The sequence below is a fragment of the Sulfitobacter pontiacus genome (assembly GCF_040790665.1).
GTDB classification, from domain to species: Bacteria; Pseudomonadota; Alphaproteobacteria; order Rhodobacterales; family Rhodobacteraceae; genus Sulfitobacter; species Sulfitobacter pontiacus.
Window position 1 is genome coordinate 53,026 of record NZ_CP160850.1, and the last position, 16,518, is coordinate 69,543.

At 60.9% G+C, this 16,518-nt stretch carries 14 protein-coding genes; 2 read left to right on the forward strand and 12 right to left on the reverse strand.

Annotated features, from left to right (window positions below):
• Positions 1–3 precede the first annotated feature (3 nt).
• Positions 4–3,063, reverse strand: coding sequence for an efflux RND transporter permease subunit (locus AB1495_RS15155; protein WP_074637098.1), 3,060 nt, complete (start codon positions 3,061–3,063; stop codon positions 4–6).
• A gap of 3 nt (positions 3,064–3,066) precedes the next feature.
• A complete protein-coding gene (locus tag AB1495_RS15160) occupies positions 3,067–4,143 on the reverse strand; it encodes an efflux RND transporter periplasmic adaptor subunit (RefSeq protein WP_074637095.1) in 1,077 nt (358 codons plus the stop codon).
• 113 nt (positions 4,144–4,256) lie between these two features.
• Between AB1495_RS15160 and AB1495_RS15165 the strand changes: the two genes are divergently transcribed.
• Complete coding sequence (locus AB1495_RS15165) at positions 4,257–4,874, forward strand: TetR/AcrR family transcriptional regulator (RefSeq protein ID WP_074637093.1); 618 nt, start codon at positions 4,257–4,259, stop codon at positions 4,872–4,874.
• Here the strand turns inward: AB1495_RS15165 and AB1495_RS15170 are convergent.
• Positions 4,841–5,569 (reverse strand): acyl-homoserine-lactone synthase, encoded by a 729-nt coding sequence (locus AB1495_RS15170; protein WP_074637091.1) that lies wholly within the window; start codon positions 5,567–5,569, stop codon positions 4,841–4,843. The genes AB1495_RS15165 and AB1495_RS15170 overlap by 34 nt on opposite strands.
• A 175-nt stretch (positions 5,570–5,744) precedes the next feature.
• On the opposite strand from AB1495_RS15170, the gene AB1495_RS15175 reads away from it, so the two are divergent.
• On the forward strand, positions 5,745–7,136 hold the full coding sequence (locus AB1495_RS15175) for a sensor histidine kinase KdpD (protein WP_074637089.1): 1,392 nt from the start codon (positions 5,745–5,747) through the stop codon (positions 7,134–7,136).
• On the opposite strand, the gene AB1495_RS15180 is transcribed toward AB1495_RS15175, so the two are convergent.
• The 9 genes from AB1495_RS15180 to AB1495_RS15220 form a co-directional block, all read right to left on the reverse strand.
• Positions 7,118–8,503 (reverse strand): cytochrome P450, encoded by a 1,386-nt coding sequence (locus tag AB1495_RS15180; protein WP_074637087.1) that lies wholly within the window; start codon positions 8,501–8,503, stop codon positions 7,118–7,120. The two genes, AB1495_RS15175 and AB1495_RS15180, sit on opposite strands and share 19 nt — an antisense overlap.
• Before the next feature lie 102 nt (positions 8,504–8,605).
• A complete protein-coding gene (locus tag AB1495_RS15185; protein ID WP_074637085.1) occupies positions 8,606–9,004 on the reverse strand; it encodes a type II toxin-antitoxin system death-on-curing family toxin in 399 nt (132 codons plus the stop codon).
• Complete coding sequence (locus AB1495_RS15190; RefSeq protein ID WP_005848692.1) at positions 9,001–9,237, reverse strand: type II toxin-antitoxin system Phd/YefM family antitoxin; 237 nt, start codon at positions 9,235–9,237, stop codon at positions 9,001–9,003. The genes AB1495_RS15185 and AB1495_RS15190 overlap by 4 nt, the downstream gene beginning before the upstream one ends.
• Positions 9,238–9,323: 86 nt before the next feature.
• On the reverse strand, positions 9,324–10,592 hold the full coding sequence (locus tag AB1495_RS15195; RefSeq protein WP_074637082.1) for a tetratricopeptide repeat protein: 1,269 nt from the start codon (positions 10,590–10,592) through the stop codon (positions 9,324–9,326).
• A 207-nt stretch (positions 10,593–10,799) separates the two neighbouring features.
• Positions 10,800–11,777 carry a bile acid:sodium symporter family protein gene (locus AB1495_RS15200; RefSeq protein WP_074637080.1) on the reverse strand — a complete coding sequence of 326 codons (978 nt, stop codon included), beginning with the start codon at positions 11,775–11,777 and terminating at the stop codon, positions 10,800–10,802.
• A 99-nt stretch (positions 11,778–11,876) separates the two neighbouring features.
• Positions 11,877–13,466: a gamma-glutamyltransferase family protein gene (locus AB1495_RS15205; RefSeq protein ID WP_074637078.1), complete on the reverse strand. Its 1,590-nt coding sequence runs from the start codon at positions 13,464–13,466 to the stop codon at positions 11,877–11,879.
• Positions 13,450–14,967: a tripartite tricarboxylate transporter permease gene (locus AB1495_RS15210; RefSeq protein WP_064215692.1), complete on the reverse strand. Its 1,518-nt coding sequence runs from the start codon at positions 14,965–14,967 to the stop codon at positions 13,450–13,452. The genes AB1495_RS15205 and AB1495_RS15210 overlap by 17 nt, the downstream gene beginning before the upstream one ends.
• A complete protein-coding gene (locus AB1495_RS15215; protein ID WP_074637076.1) occupies positions 14,968–15,477 on the reverse strand; it encodes a tripartite tricarboxylate transporter TctB family protein in 510 nt (169 codons plus the stop codon).
• Positions 15,474–16,421 carry a tripartite tricarboxylate transporter substrate binding protein gene (locus AB1495_RS15220; protein ID WP_074637074.1) on the reverse strand — a complete coding sequence of 316 codons (948 nt, stop codon included), beginning with the start codon at positions 16,419–16,421 and terminating at the stop codon, positions 15,474–15,476. The genes AB1495_RS15215 and AB1495_RS15220 overlap by 4 nt, the downstream gene beginning before the upstream one ends.
• Positions 16,422–16,518 lie beyond the last annotated feature (97 nt).

Sequence of the window (16,518 nt, forward strand, 5' to 3'; positions counted from 1 at the left end):
TTCCTAGGCCGGTTTGGCCGCCGCATCCGCGCGGCGCTCTTTCGCGAGATAGGTGTGATATAGCGCCGGCACACCGATCAGCGTCAGAACAGAGGCAAAGCCCAAACCGCCCATAATCGTCACCGCCATCGCGGCAAAGAACGAATCGGCCAGCAGCGGCACCATCCCGAGGATCGTCGTGACCGCCGCCAGAACCACAGGGCGCAAACGGCTGACACTGGCGGTGACAATGGCGTCGTGCTGGTTCAGGCCGTTTTCTTTCTGCACGTCGATCTCTTCGACCAGAACAATGGCGTTCTTGATCAACATCCCCGACAGCGACAGCAGCCCCAGCAGCGCGGTAAAGCTGAACGCCAACCCCGAGAACAACAGCCCCAGTGCCGCCCCGTTGATCGCCATGGGCACGATGGTCCAGATCACCGCGGTCTGACGCAGTTTGCCGAACAGCAGGATGGTGATCAGCAACATGGTCCCGAAGCTCAGCGGCATCTGCTTGCCAAGCGAGGCCTGCGCGTCGCCCGCGTTCTCGAACTCTCCGCCCCATTCAAGGGTATAGCCGACCGGCAGCTCGATCTCTTCGATCAGCGGGCGGATCTGCGGGAAGACGGTGGGCGGGGTGACGCCTTCGATGACGTTGGCCTGTACCGTGATCGTCTGCACGCGGTTGCGCCGTTCGATCACCGCGTTTTCGGCGGTGACCTTGAACCCGTCGATCACCTGGCTCAGCGGCAGGTAGTCCCCAAGCGCGGCGGAATAGACGATCTGGTCGGGCAGCTGCCCGTTGCTCGCGGATTCCGCACGCGGCACCCGCACGATGATGTCGATCAGCCGGTCCCGTTCGCGGTAGGTGCCCGCGGTGATCCCATTGGTCGACAGGGCAATCGCATCCGCCACATCGCCGCGCCCGATGCCCACGGCCTGCGCACGGTCCTCGGCATAGACAGGGCGGGTCACAAGCACTTTCTCGCGCCAATCGACATGTTCGGTATGCAGCAGCGGGGTCGCGTCACGCAGGATATCTTCTGCCTGATCGGCCAGATCGCGCAGCACTTCGGGGTCAGGCCCAGAAAAACGCGCCTCGATATCCGACCCGCCACCGGGGCCGAAAATGATCCGCTTGGTCTGCACCTCTGCCCAAGGCAGCGCGTTGATTGCGAACTGGTCAAGCTCGGCGCGCAGGGCGGGGATTGCGTCAGCCGAGGTGGCGCGCACCACCAGCTGCCCGATCGAAGGGTCGCTGTCTCCGGGCGTGTAGGTCAGAACATAGCGCGTCAGGCCGGCACCGATGGTCGTCGTCACAGTGTCCACGTCGTCGCGCGCGAGCAGCCAATCCTCGATAACCGCAAGATCGCGGGAGGTCGACTGGATAGAGCTGCCTTGCTCAGCCTTATATTCAAAGTAGAACAGCGGCGTGTTGGACGCAGGGAAGAACTGCTGTTTGACCTGACCAAAGATCATCACACAGGCCGCCGTGGTGCCGATCAGGCCGGCAAATACCAGCCAGCGGAACCGCAGCACCAGCCTGACAAGGTTGCCATAGCTGCGGAAAATCGGGCCGTTATACCCGCTGTCGTCATCCGCCAGCCCGCCGATCTTCAGCATATAGTGCCCCAGCAAAGGCGTCACAGTCACCGCAACGATCCACGACATCAACAACGAGATCGCGATCACCGCAAAAAGCGAGAACATGAATTCGCCCGTGGCGTCAGGCGACAGACCGATCCCGGCAAAAGCCATGATCCCGATGACCGTGGCACCCAGCAGGGGGATCTGCGTATTCTGCGCCGCTGTATCCGCGGCCGCAACCGAGGGCCGCCCCTTGCGCATTTCCTGTTGCATACCCTCGGCGATGACGATGGCGTTATCCACCAGCATCCCCATCGCGATGATCAAGGCCCCAAGGCTGATCCGTTCAACTTTGACGCCGAACAGATACATGAAGAAGAACGTGGCCAGCACGGTCAGCAAAAGCGATACGCCGACAACAACAGAGGCGCGGACCCCCATGAACAGCGCAAGCACCCCGATCACCACGCCCACGGACATGGCAAGAGACAAAAGGAAGCTGTTGTTGGCTTCGTCCACGACGCGGTGTTGTTCGTAGATCGGCGTGATCTCTACTCCGACGGGAAGGAAGGTCTGCAAGGTCTCAAGCTGCGCTTCGACGCGTTTGCCGACCTCGACGATATTTTCCGATTCCAGTCCCGAAACGCCAAGGGTGAAGACCTCTTGCCCGTCTTGACGCAAAAGGTGGTCGGGGGCGTCCACACGGCCCCGCGACACGGTTGCCACGTCCAGTAGGTTCAGCACCTCGCCCTGAAAGCCGAAGGTCAAGGCGCTGATTTCATTGACACTATCATCGCCCGAGGGACCGTCGATCCGCAGGTTGGTATCGCCAGTTTCGACAAAGCCGGTGGGGTTGATCGCTGTGGATTCACTGATCGCGCCGATGATCACGCTGGGATCAATGCCAAGCTGTGACATCTTTTGCGACGCTGGTTCGACAAAAATCGCCTCTTCCGGCAGCCCGTCGATATCGACGTTGGCAACACCGTCGACCGTCAGCAGGTCACGCCGGATAAAGGTCGCGATCTCCCAGATCTCGGAATCCGAAAAGCCGGGGGCGGAGACGGCATATAGGATACCGAAAACATCGCCAAAATCGTCGTTCACCTGTGACGGATAGGCCCCCGAGGGCAGTGAGCTTGCCGCGTCAGACACACGATCTCGCAGATCATCCCAGACCTGTGGCAGCTCGGTGCCGTCGTATTCATCCTGCATCTCGACTTCGATGACCGACAGCCCGTGGGTATTGCGCGAGGTGACGGTCTTGACCTCGTCCATCTGCTGGATTTCAGCCTCTAGCACCTCAGAGATTTCGGTCGCCACCTCTGCCGCGCTGGCACCGGGATAGGCGGTGGCGACGATGGCGGATTTCAAGGTAAAGCTCGGGTCTTCCAGCTTGCCGACCGACAGGTAGCCAAACACACCCCCAAACAGGGCGAAGAGGATGAAAATCCACGTATAAAGCGGATTTTCAATGGAGAAACGTGCGATTTTCATAGTTTACTCGATGCTCAACCCGTTGAAGGGGCGCACGGTGTCGCCCTCGCGCAGCAGCTGTGTGCCAGCGCCAACAACCAGGGTGCCCGGCTCAATCCCCGTGGCGATGATGTCTGTGCCGGTATTCGAGGACACGTCGACGTTGACCCAGCTGACCTGACCCTGTTCGCCGGTCTCGTCAGGGGTATAGACCATGACCCGCGCCTGATCGTCCGCCATAACCACGGCGGAAGGGGGCAGGGTCGTTGCAGTGTCGTCACCTGCCGCGATCCGCGCGGTCACGCTCATCGATGCGCCGGGGATCAGTTTCGGTGTGACCCGATCAGAGGGGAGCGCCAGTGTCACGCGGTAGCTCTGCCCGATGCTTTGCGTTTCGGCGTTGAACTCGCGCAATTCAAGCGGCACACCACCGGCAAATAGCGGCGACGTGCCGGTAAATTCGACGTCAGCCGCATTTGAATACATCTGGAACATCTGCTCGGGAACGTCGATCTCGACGCGTACTTCCGACATATCATGCAATCGCACGATGGCCTGTCCGGGGGCGACATTGGCATAATTCGGCGTCAGACGCGAGGCGACCAAGGCGCGAAACGGGGCGATCAGCGTCGCGTGGTCCAGCGCCTCGCGGGCCTCGCTCAACGCGATCCGCGCCAGATCGCGGGCGGTTTCCGTGTCTTGCGCCTGTGCCGTGGACACGGCATTGCTTTTGGCCAGCGTTTGCGAGCGTTCGAAATCCCGTTCGGCTTGGGTCAGCTGTACCTCGGCACGCTGCACCGCGCGTTCAAACGGCACCGGATCCAGCGCTGCGATCTGCACGCCTTCTTGCAGGAACTGCCCTTCTTGCGCGTCGAACATCACCATGCGGCCGCCGACCTCGAAAGACAGGTCCACTGTTTCCAGCGCTGCGATCTTGCCGAAAAAGACCCGCTGCACCTGCGACGCGGCACCGCCCGCCTCTATCAATTTGACCGACCTGATCGGCGCGGGCGTGCCCGAGGGGGTCAGGTCTTCTGCGTCTTGTGCAACGAGAGGCGTCGCAAGAGTGGCGCATAAAAGGACGGAAATCAGCTGCTTCATATCAAAGGCCTTTCGAGTACTGGGCGGTACTTACGCGCAGTGACGTACAGTTCAACCCCCCTTGGTACCGTTCAGCACTTTTATTTCACCCATACACGTCCTAGTTCTGCAATATGAATGAAAACGCATCAAAATCGCGAATACTGTCGACAGCGCGCGCCCTGTTCTTCGTCAAAGGCTTTGAAAAAGTCACGACGGACCTTTTGGCGCGCGAGGCTTCTGTGTCCAAGGCGACGATCTACCGCCATTTCGACAATATGTCGGAGATCCTGCAAAATGTGCTCGAGGCCGAGGCAGAGGTTTTTCGCGCCGAGGTGCTGGGAGATATCTCGGACCATCCCGATTTGCGCACCGCGCTGATGTCGTTCGGGCGGAAATTTCTGAGCTTTCTAGGGGAGCAGGATTCGGTCGAGTTTACCTGTCTGATCCACGAGGTCGCCCGCGACTACCCGCAGATCGGGCGCACCTTCTATACCGCCGCCTTCGAGGCGGTTTGCGCCGCCGTTTGCAGTCTGCTGGTGCAAGGGCAGGAAAACGGCGATCTGCGCGACGATTTCGACCCGCGTGATGTCGCCGAAGACCTTATTTCATTGCTCAAGGGCTTTGGCATGGTCCGTGCGCAACTGGGGCTGACGACGCGCCCGTACAAGGATATCGACCAGCATGTCACCCGTGCGGTCGATACCATTCTGGTCGCTTATCGGGCTTCAGACGGGGTCGGGTCGGCGTAATTCGCCACATGCATGATCGCGGCTTGCGTATTGTCGCCGCTGATGTTCAGCTTGGGGCCCAAGGGCAGCGCGCTCATCCCCAGCCGGTTCATCCAGCGTTGGAACACGGCAGGCACGATCCCGATCACATGGGTCGCCCCTTGTTCGGTCGCGGCACGCGCCATGCCCCGGATCAGCTTGGTCTGGATCGCCAGCCGCCGGTGCGCGGGCTCGTTTTTTGACAAAAACAGCCGCGTGGCTTCCCAAACATGGGGCATCACCGGCGCGTCTTCGTAAAGCACATATTCAGGGATATCCGGCAACATACCGCGCTGTGCGTCTTTCAGCATATAGGTATAACAGCCGCATTGCGCCGTGGTGGGCAGTAACCGCACGCCCGCCAGCACCCGGCCGTATTCGTGGATCACGACAGACCGGCTTTGGGGGGTGTCGTACTGGTCAAACTCCATCCCTTCGGTATGGGGCAGATCCCATTCCTTTTGATCGATAAAAACTGATTTGCGTGCTTTTAGAAAATCTGAATAGAGCTGGCCATACCTATACTGGTTGCCGATATGCACCACTGTCTCTTCCAGCCGTGTCGCGTATGACGGCACATCACTCTCAACGGGTCGTGTCTGAAGAGCGGCCTGAACCGAAGGCTCCAGCTGGATCGTCTCTGCGCGCTGGTGCGATTTTGCGTTCTGGATACCCATTGTTCTTTGCCCAAAGCTCCGCTCAAGTAACGAAAAAGTTAACAAAATGCATACAGCCACGGTTCTGCCATGATCGCAACAAATTTTCCACCAATAGTTGAGGTGTATCGTAGTGAAATATCAGCAGATTCGTTTGGCGCTCGATTCCGCGCCAGGCTGACGGAGGAAGCGCAACATGGAAGCAATTGACAATGTTAATTTGCCTCAGGCCCGCCCGGTTCTAAGCCGGCTGCGGGATTATGCGCTTGTGGGCAGCCGTGCGTTTGGCCAGCGGGCGATCATCTATACCGCAGCTATTGCTTTGGCAGGCTATTACTATGAACTGAGGGTCGCGCTGTTTTTCTTTTTCGCGATCGGCCTATGCGAAATCTATGACATCGTCGTGCTGCGCTACATCCTGCGCAACACCCGGTCCAAGACCCTGAAGATCCGCAAATCGCTGTTCCACATCTACATGACCACGGCGCTCAGTGCGACGACGATTGCGATGTTCTGCATCTCGATCGCGATCCAGCAGGGCGTGGGAAACAGCCACTTTCTGCCGCTTTTCCTGTTAATTTCCGCCTCTATCTTCGCGGCGATGAACAACCACCAGTTTTTGTATGTGCTGGGGTTTCGGCTGGCGATCTACATCGGGGCGATCCTCTACATCCCGATCCGCGATGTTGTCGTGGCGCGCCCGTCGCTGGACTCTGAAATCTGGCTGAACCTCTTTACCGCGCTGTTTGTTCTGGGCTTCGTATTCGAACTCGCCCGGACCTTCATCAAGGGGTATTCCGCGCTGATGAAGAACCGCCTGGCGCTTCAGACAGAGAACAAGAATGCCCTCGCCGCAAGCGAGGCCAAGACCCGTTTCCTGTCCACCGTCAGCCACGAATTGCGCACGCCGCTCACGTCGATCCGCGGTGCGCTTGACCTGATCAACGCAGGGTCAGCGGGAGAGGTGCCGGACAAAATGTCGCGGCTGCTCGATATCGCGACGCGCAACTCGAACCGTCTGGGGGATCTGGTCGGGGATTTGCTGCTTTTGCAATCTGCGGATGTGGGGAAATTCTCGCTTGATCTGGGTAACGTGGATCTGGCCGAGGTCGTGAACACGGCCGCCCATTCGTTCCAGCCCTATGCCAGCCGCTTTGGCGTCGCGGTAGAGATCAACGTCGCCGCAGACCAGCCCATCGTGCGCGGCGACAAGAAACGGCTCGATCAGGTGATCGTGAACCTGCTGTCCAATGCCGCCAAATTCTCGGAAGCGGGGGGCACGATCCGTGTGGGGCTCAAACGCGAGGACGAGAACCTCGTGATTTCGGTCGCGGATCAGGGCATCGGGATTCCCGAAGGCAGCGAAAGCGTCATCTTCGAGGAATTTGGCCAGATCGATTCAAGCGATCAGCGCAAGTTCCAGGGTACGGGTCTTGGCCTGTCTATCTCGAAACGTATCGTGGATGCCCACGGCGGCAGCATCGCCTATAAAAGCAAGCTCGGCGTGGGCACCACCTTCTGTGTTGTGCTCAAGGCAGCGGATGCGGCCAAGGCGGTTAAGCCCGAAAGCTATTCGACCGCCGCCTGATCTACCGGCACGGCCCGCAACATCAGCGGGCCATCGGGCCGCATGGTAAAGGTCAGGTTCGGGGGCGCGACAGGGTGGTCCGTCAGTTCAAAAGACGCCCGCCGCAGAGCCGAGGCAAGCAGCACCATAATCTCTGTCTCGGCATATTGCGCCCCGATGCAGATGCGCGGCCCGTCCCCAAAAGGAATATACTGTCCGCGCGGGTACTTACGGTCCAGAAACCGGTCGTGCTGATAAAGTGCGGCGTTGTCCCACAGCAGCTCGTTCCGGTGCAGCGCATAGACCGGGAACATGATCACGTCGCCCTTTTTGAACGTCACATCCTTGATCGTCACCTCATCCGTCGCATCACGGGCGAACAGGGCGCCTGCGGGGTACATCCGCAGGGTTTCACGCACATGCGCGTGCAGCTTGGGCATCTTGGGCAAATCGTGAAAGCCGATGGGCCCGTCACCGCAGGCCTCCATCACCTCGGCGCGCAGATCGGTCTGTACCTCGGGGTGCATCGCCAGCAGATACAGCCCCCAAGCGATTGTATTGGCCGAGGTTTCATAGCCCGCCGCGACAAAGGTCAGCAGGTTATCGACCGTCGTTTCTACATCTTCCTTATCCGTCTCAAGCGCCTCGATCAGCAGGTCAAGAAAATCGACCGCCTCTGCATGGCGCTGCGCGCGGCGGTTGGCGATCACGTCATGGGTCAACTGCCGCAGATCACGGATCGCTTTCTTGCTGCGCAGCCATTTCAGACGGGGCACCCACTTCGGCAGCCCCATCAGATCGAACAGCGACATATAGCTGATATAGTCGGTGAACCGTCGCATCCCCTGACGGACATCCTGCTTGGACACGGCCTCGTTCCCCGAGAACATCACCCGCGAGATATTGGTGAGCGTCGCCTCTTGCGCCGCATCCGATACATCGACTTCGCCCGCCGTGCGCGCAAAGAAATCCGCCAGCTCGTCGCCGGTCTGGGCAAAATGTCGGGTCAGCACGGGCAGGTTGCGCGCGGCAAAAAGCGGGGCATAGCGATGCCGTTGCGCGCGCCATTTCTCGCCTTCCGACAGGATCATGCCGTTGCCGACCACGGGGCCGATGACGTTATGTGTAAACTCCGCCTTGGGAAAGCGACGCCCGACACCGGCCAGCAGTTCGGTCACCATATCGGGGTCACAGACATAGTGGATCTTGGCCGGCCCTTTCAGATAGCTTTGCGTGCGCGTCGCATCGGGGATCACCGAAAAAATATTCTTCCCCGCTTTTTTGGCAAAGTCGATCAGCCCGACATCGGCCTTGGCCAGATCCGCCTCCACAGGGATCGGGTGCGCCGGTGTCGCCCCATCGGGCGCAGGCATATTCTGTGTATTCATTGTCGTCTCCTTGCCGGCCCACGGGTGGCGTTTATCACACCGGTGTTTCTAGCAGGGAAACAATGATTAATTCTATCTAAAGTTACGCGCCAACGCGAAACGTCAGGTCGCAGAGGTCCTGATGCTGTGGCTGCGTAAATGTGCGGCAGCGTCGGCGCGGGTCATTTTGCCTTGGGCCAGTTCCACCATCATATCGGCGTGTTCCTGATCCACAGCGGCCTGCAGCTCGTATCCGTTCTGGTCCAGAAAATCGCTGGCGACAAAGAAAGCTGTGCGCTTGTTTCCATCGACAAAAGCGTGGTTGCGGGCGATGGCTTCGGCATAGCAGGCGGCCAGTTCAAAAAGCGATTTTTCGCCAAAGGCATATAAGTTCATCGGGCGGGCCAGTGCGGATTCCAGTAGGTCACCATCGCGCAACCCGCGCGCGCCGCCCGCCAGCTCCAGAACGCAATCATGCATGTATTCAACAAGTTCGCGGGTGACCCAGCGGGGCTCCGTCATCGTTTGGCGAGTTCCAGTATCGTGCTGCGATGCCGTTCAAGCCCGCGCGCCACGCGGTCTTTATCCTGCGCGGTCACACCTTCGGTCAGGGCGGTCAGGCGACGGTATTCATCCGCTGACAACAGCACCAGACGGTCACGTTGATGGCTGGTGATGATGACAGGCTCGCTCATCGCCGCATCGCTGAATGCGCCGATGTTGTTCTTGAATTCGGTGGCGGTGACACGTGTCATGGGGCTCTCCTGTAGCGTCACCGCACAATATAGGCAAAATGGACATTTTGTCCATATGGGCCGTGGTCACAGCTTTGGCTAAATCGCTAAGGCAAGACCAGCTCTTCCCCGTTCTGCCAGCTTTGCGCCAGCGCCTTTGCCTCACCCTTTTGCTGGGGTGCCAACTGTTGGCCCATTTGCATCAATCGTTCTTCGGGCGCATCCAGCGCGCCGTCGCGGTCATAGGCCATCGCGGTATCCTGCAACGCCCATGCGGTCACGGGGTCCGGTGTGACACTGATCCCTTCGGCATAGAAATGCGCGAGCTTGGCAAGGGATCGGGGCTCTCCGCGTTCGGCGGCGGCACGGTACCAGCGCGCGGCCTCTGCCGGATCGGCGGGGCGGCCCTGACCGTTTTCATACAGCAAACCTACGTTCAGATAGGCAACGGGTTCGCCGTATTCCGCAGCTTGCTGATACCAGACCATCGCCTCGTCAAAGTCCTGCTGCACACCGCGTCCAAGCGCATAGTGCTTACCCATGTTGACCTGCGCAGCGGGGACGCCATTGCGCGCTGCCTCATAGTACCAGCCGACGGCTTTCTCGTCATCCTGCGAGGTGCCAAGCCCCTCGGCATAGAGGTTGCCCAGATTAATCTGCGCGGGGGCATAGCCTTGTTCTGCCGCGAGCCGATACCATTCAAGCGCTTGGCCGTGGTCCTGCTTTACCCCGACGCCGTGGTTGGCCATCCACCCCAGCGAATATTGCGCGTCAGCCAGACCCTGTTCCGCCGAGGCACGCAAAAGCTGCTGTGCTTCTTCGGGGGCCGCCTCGCCGCCGCGACCTTCCAGCAACAGGATGCCCAAGCGGTATTGGCCCATAGCATTGCCTTGCTCTGCCGCTTTACGATACCAGGCGCGGGCCTCTGCATCGCTTTGCGCTGTGCCTTCGCCCAGTTCATGCATGTTGCCCAGACTGAACTGCGCCTTGTCAAACCCTTGGGCCGCAGCGCGGGTGAAATAGTCGAACGCGGTTTTCGCGTCGGGGTCGACGCCTTGCCCAAAGCGGTAGGACACGCCCAGAGAGTTCAACCCGCAGGGGTTGTTCTGCTCGGCAGACTTCTTGGCCCATGCGACGGAATCATCAAAGCTTTGCGGCACACCATCACCGCCGCGGTAGTACAGGCGGCCGACCTGACATTGCGCCTCGGCGTCGCCCTGTTCGGCCAGCGGCAGCAGCAGCTCCAGCGCGTGGGTATAATCGCCTTGCTCGAACGCGGCCATGCCGTCCTGCACGGTCTGGGCCTGCGCGGCCACGGGCATCACCGCGGCGAGAATAGTACGGCCAAACCAGCTTCGTTTTGTTTTATCTGCCATCGAAAGGGTCCTTCTAGTCGGGTGGGCAGCCTGCTGCCTTTTCGCGTTTTCGTAACGCGTGTCCCCTATCGATGCACGCCGGCACCCCGCCAAATCTCGGCGGAAAATTGCGTGTTTCTGCTGTGGCTTAGGCCGTGGTGCCCCGACCGGCAAAGACCCGCGCGCGGGCGCGGGGGTGATTGGCAAAAAGGATACCCATGGGTAACTTTAGGCAGGTGCCGCAGAGGCCCGACGTGACGCGCGCTGCGAGACGAAGGCGCAGACCAGAAGCTGCGAGATGTGGTAGATCATCAGCGGCAAAACGATGGCCCCGACCAGATCGGGCGCAAAAAGCGCCGTGGCAATGGGCAACCCGCTGGCAAGGCTTTTGGTGGACCCGCAGTAGAACAGCACCGCGCGATCCGCGTCGGGCATCCCCGTCGCCTTGCCAAGGGCGATCATCGACCACATGCCCACGGCCAGAAACAGCCAGACCACAGCAAAGAGCAGCATCAGCGTGGTGACGGGAATAGCGGACCAAAGGCCCGAGACTGTGCCCGCGCTGAAGGCAGAGTAGATGATCAGCATGATCGACCCGCGGTCCACGATCATGGTCAGCAGCTTGTGGCGTTGCACAAACCCGCCCACCAGCGGACGCATTACCTGCCCGACGATGAAAGGCAGCAAGATCTGCACGCCGATTTTGCCGATGGCATCCAGACTGACGCCGCCGTCGCCCTGATGCAGCAGCAAGGTCACCAGCACCGGCGTCAGAATGACCCCGACGAGGTTAGAGACGGAGGCCGCGCAGATCGCTGCGGGCACATTGCCGCCCGCAATCGAGGTGAAGGCGATAGAGGATTGCACGGTCGAGGGCAGCACCGACAAAAACAGCAGCCCCATGGTCACCGTCGCCCCGAGGATCGGGCTGCACAGCGTCGCCAGCAGCAGGCCAATCAGCGGAAACAGCACATATGTCGCGCCAAAGGTCATCCCTTGCAGGCGCCAATTTGTGATGCCAGCCTTGACCGCGCTCGGGTCCAGCTTGGCCCCATAGAGAAAGAACAGCAACGAGACGGCCCAGAAGGTCACCCCGCGCAGGCCTTCGGCGGCGACACCTGTGGCAGGCAGCACAATGCCCGCGATCACGGTGGCCAGCAGCAAGATCATATAGGCGTCGATGCCGATGCGTTTGATATAGTTCATGGGAATGCCTGCGTTGTCGAAAGATCGATATAGGGGCGCTGCCGGCCCGTAAAGGGCGAGCGGGGGGCGTGACCCTCCGCTTGCCCATGTGGCGCGGGATCAGAAGCCTGCGGCTTGCCCGTCTTTGCGCGGATCAGAGCCCGCGGCATAACCGCCTGCCGCGTTGCGTTGCACCAGCTGCGCGCCGCCGAAACCAAAGGCGTTGTCCGGTGCCTCGATCTGGATCGCATGGCCAAGCGCCTTGAGCCCGTCCAGCAGATCGGCAGGCATCGACGGTTCGCAAGCGACGGCCAACCCCTCGATCGCGCGCCAGCGGGGGGCATCGGCGGCGGTCTGAGGGTCTTGGTCCCACAGCTGCGTGCGCAGCAAGAGCTGCATGTGGCCCTGTGCCTGAATAGGCCCGCCCATCATGCCGAAGGCCATCAGGGGCGCGCCGTTTTTCATAGCGAAGCCCGGAATGATCGTGTGAAAGGGGCGTTTGGCCGGCGCGACCTGATTGGGGTGGCCGTCCTGTGTCGTGAAGCCAAAGCCGCGGTTCTGCATCGACACACCCGTGCCCGGCACAACCACACCAGAGCCGAAGCCCGCGTAGTTCGACTGGATAAAGCTGACCATCATGCCCGAGGCATCACCGACGTTGAGCAGCACGGTGCCGCCCTGTTTCGGGGCCCCCGCGCCAAAGTCCTGCGCCTTGTTGGCATCAATCAAGGCGGCACGGGATTTAAGGTAATCGGGGTCAAGCAGGGCCGCTTCGTCCACGTCGGTCATGTGATCGCGATCGGCGACATAGGCGTGCAGATCTGCATAGGCGAGCTTGATCGCCTCGATCTGCAAATGCACGGCGGCCAGATCGTCTGGGCCGTGGTCGCGGATGTCGGTGTGCTGCAACATGCCAAGCGCCATCAGCGCGGCGATGCCCTGACCGTTTGGCGGGATCTCGTGCAATTCTACGTCGTCAAAGCTTTGGCTGATGGTGCCGCACCAGTCGTTGTGATGCGCTGCCAGATCGTCGGCTGTCATCGCGCCGCCATTGGCCTTGGCGAAGGCCGCGATCTCTTGCGCGATCTCGCCCTCGTAGAAAGCGCGGCCCTTGGTCTCGGCAATAGCGCGCAGGGTGCGCGCGGCACCGGGGTTGCGGAAGCGTTCGCCGGGTTTGGGCGCGCGTCCCTCGGGCATGAAAGTCTCGGCAAAGCCGGGCTGGTCCTTGAGCACCGCGGCCCCTTTGGCCCATGCTGTGCCCACGACCGGCGACACGATAAAGCCGTCTTCGGCATAGCGGATCGCGGGGGCCAGCACGGTCGACAGGCCGAGGCTGCCGAATTTTTCAGACAGTTCGACCCAGGCGCTGACGGCACCGGGGACGGTCACGGCGTCCCAGCCATGTTCAGGGATGCCGTCCTTGAAATACTCGGGCGTCCAGGCGGCGGGTGCGCGGCCCGAGGCGTTCAGCCCGTGCAGTTGCTTGCCGTCCCACAGGATGCAGAAGGCGTCAGAGCCAAGGCCGCAGCCCGTGGGCTCGACGATTGTTAGCACCGCCGCCGTGGCGATGGCCGCATCCACAGCGTTGCCGCCTTGTTGCAGGATGGACAGACCGGCTTGGGTCGCCAGCGGTTGCGAGGTGGCGACGACATTCTCGGCCAGAATGGGCGAGCGGCGCGAAGGGTAGACGGGATCATGACGTAGGCGCATGGGATGGCCTTTCTGTAGATGTACGGTTTTTGAGGTGACTGCGGATGGCCCAGACAATGGACACGAAAGCCGCAATCAGGAAAATCAGGCTGATGGGGCGGGTGAAGAACAGCGTCGGGTCTTCGTCCGTCATCAGCGCGCGCCGCAGGTTGGTTTCTGCGATTGGGCCCAGAATGACCCCCAGCACCAAAGGTGCCAGCGCATAGCCAAGGGCGCGCAGCGTGTAGCCGGTGATGCCGATAAAGATCAGCAGATAAAGGTCGGTCACGCGGTTGTTCAGCGCAAAGGTGCCCACGACGCAGCAGGTCATCACCACCGGCACGATCAGCCATTTGGGCACTTCGGTCACCCGCAGGAACAGGCGCATGGAACAGATCGACACGATCAGCATCATGAAGGACGCGACCACCATCGCGATGAACATGCCATAGACAAGGTCACCGTGATCCATGATCAGCCGTGGCCCGACCGAGATACCATGCACCATCAGCGACGCCATGAGGATCGCATCGACAGCCGATCCGGGGATGCCCAGACCGATAAGCGGGATCAGCCCGCCGCCCGCGGTGGCGGAGTTGCCCGCCTCGGAGGCGACGATGCCGTCGGGTTCACCGGTGCCGAATTTGTCACTATTCTTGGACCCGCGCTTGGCCTGGTCATAGGCGACGAGGTTGGCGATGGACCCGCCCGCACCGGGCAGCGCGCCGATCAGCACCCCCACGATGGACGACCGCAGCAGGTTGACGGGACGCATCAACACTTCTTTCATCACGGTCCATGTCTGGAAATCGATGGCCCCTGTGACCAGCGCATTGCCCGACCGCACGCTGTCGGCATTCTCTACCTCTGACACAAGCTGGGAAATGGCGAAGATCCCGATCAGCACGACCAGAAACGGCAGGCCGGCCTGTAGCATCTCTATGCCGAAATCAAAGCGCGGACGGCCCATGATCGGGTCCGTCCCCACGGTAGAGATTGCAAGCCCGATCAGCCCCGCCAGAATGCCGCGCATGGCTGAGGTGCCGACAAGGCTGGCGACGATTGTCAGGGCAAAGACGATGAGCGAGAAATACTCCCACGGGCCAAGGCGCACGGCAAAAAGCGCCAGCGGCGGTGCGGCGAAGATCAGCACGATGGTCGAGATCACGGTGCCAAAGAAGGACGCCCAGACCCCGATGGACAGCGCGCGCCCCGGTTCGCCGTTGCGCGCCATGGGGAAGGCGTCAAAGGTCGTGGCGACCGACGATGGCGTGCCGGGAATGCCCAGCAATGCCGCCGAGATCAGCCCGCCGGTATAACCGCCCACATAGACCGAGAGCATCACGGCGATGCCTTGCAAAGGCTCCATCGTGAAGGTCAGCGGCAGGGTCAGCACAATCGCCATCGTGACGGTGAAACCGGGGATCGCCGCCGCAACGATGCCCGCGACGGACCCCGCCAGCATATAGGCGAGCGTCGCCAGCGTGAAAATCTGCGCGGCCCCTGTCATGAAATCAGTCATTCAAAGCACTCCGCGCGGCAGGAAGACGGTGAACACTTCGGCAAAAAGCCAGTTCAGCCCGAAGGAGAAAACCACAGCCACCACAGCAGCGAGGGCGATTGACTTGGGCGTGCGTGGCATGAGGATCACCTGAAGCACGAACAGGAAGATCAGGCTGGCGATGGAAAACCCCAGCACCGGAATGACCAGCAGATAGGCGGTGAGCGCGCCAAGGCAGACAAACACCAGATAGCAGCGTTTCGCCCATGCTACGGCCTGTGCTGCGAAATCACCGTAAGCGAGGCGGGGGATCTGGCGCAGCGCGTCGATGATCGCGATGGCTGATACGATCGCCATCGCGCCAAAGATGATCTTGGGGAACGCCCCCGCGCCGAGCTTTTCAAAACGCGAGGTCGCAATGCCGCTGGCCGAGATGAACAATGCGATCGAGGCCAGCAGGAGGAAGACATAGCTCAGAAGGCGGGCAACCAAGCCCGCCTCCTGCGCCTTCATGGGGTCGTGCCCGTTCATGGGGCCAGAACCGACGACAGCGATTTCACTGTCTCGTCCAGTTTGCTTAGATAGGCGCGGTAGTCTTCCTGACCGCGGAACCCGACATCGGCACCCGCGTTGTTGGTCTGCTCGATATAGGTGGGGTCTTGGGCCATCTCTTGCAGCGCGGCTTCAAGCGTGTCGCGGACCTCTTGCGGGGCCCCTTTGGGCATCACGATGCCGCGGGTCACGTTCAGCTCAAGATCCTGACCCAGCTCTTTGAAGGTCGGCACATCGGGGGCGGCGTCCACCCGGTCGGTCGCGCCGACGGCAAGGAAGGTCAGATCGCCGTTGTCGACGAATTGTTTGGAGGAGCTGATGTCGCCAATCGCCACATCAAGGTTGCCGCCGACCAGCGCGCGCACGCGTTCGCCCGTGCCCTCATAGCCGACGTATTTGAATTCAAGCCCGAAGGCCTGTTCGATCATCGCGGCGTGCAGATGCGGGACGCCGGCCAATGTGACGCCCATGGAGATCTCGCCGGGATGTGCCTTGGCGTAGGTCACGAATTCTTCGAAATTGCTGTAGTTGTCGGATTTGCCCGCCACCAGATACTGGGGCGAGGCTGTCATCAGTGCGATCGGGTCAAAGTCATCCCATGCCAGATCGGTGATGCCGGTTTCGGTGGCGACCAGCAGACCTTCGTGAACCTGGCTGATGGTATAGCCATCCGCAGCGCGGCGCGAGGCCTCGCGCAGGCCCACGGTGCCGCCGACGCCGGGCATGTTGATCACGGGCATTTCAGCGCCAAGGAAGGGCTGCACGTTGTTGGCCACAAGACGCATCAGCGTGTCAGAGCCGCCACCGGGCGACCAGGGCACGATGAACTCTACCGCGCGCTCGGGGTAGGTGTCGGCTGTGGCGGGGGCTGCAATCAGGCTGGCAGCGGTGAAAAGGGCGGCAAGGCCCGAACGAAACGTCATAGGAGGACTCCCTGTGAGAGAAGCAGCGGTTTATCCGCCACGGGTTTGGTGTCAGTTTCGTGAATAACACAAGAATAACCATATCAAAGCGCGTAAT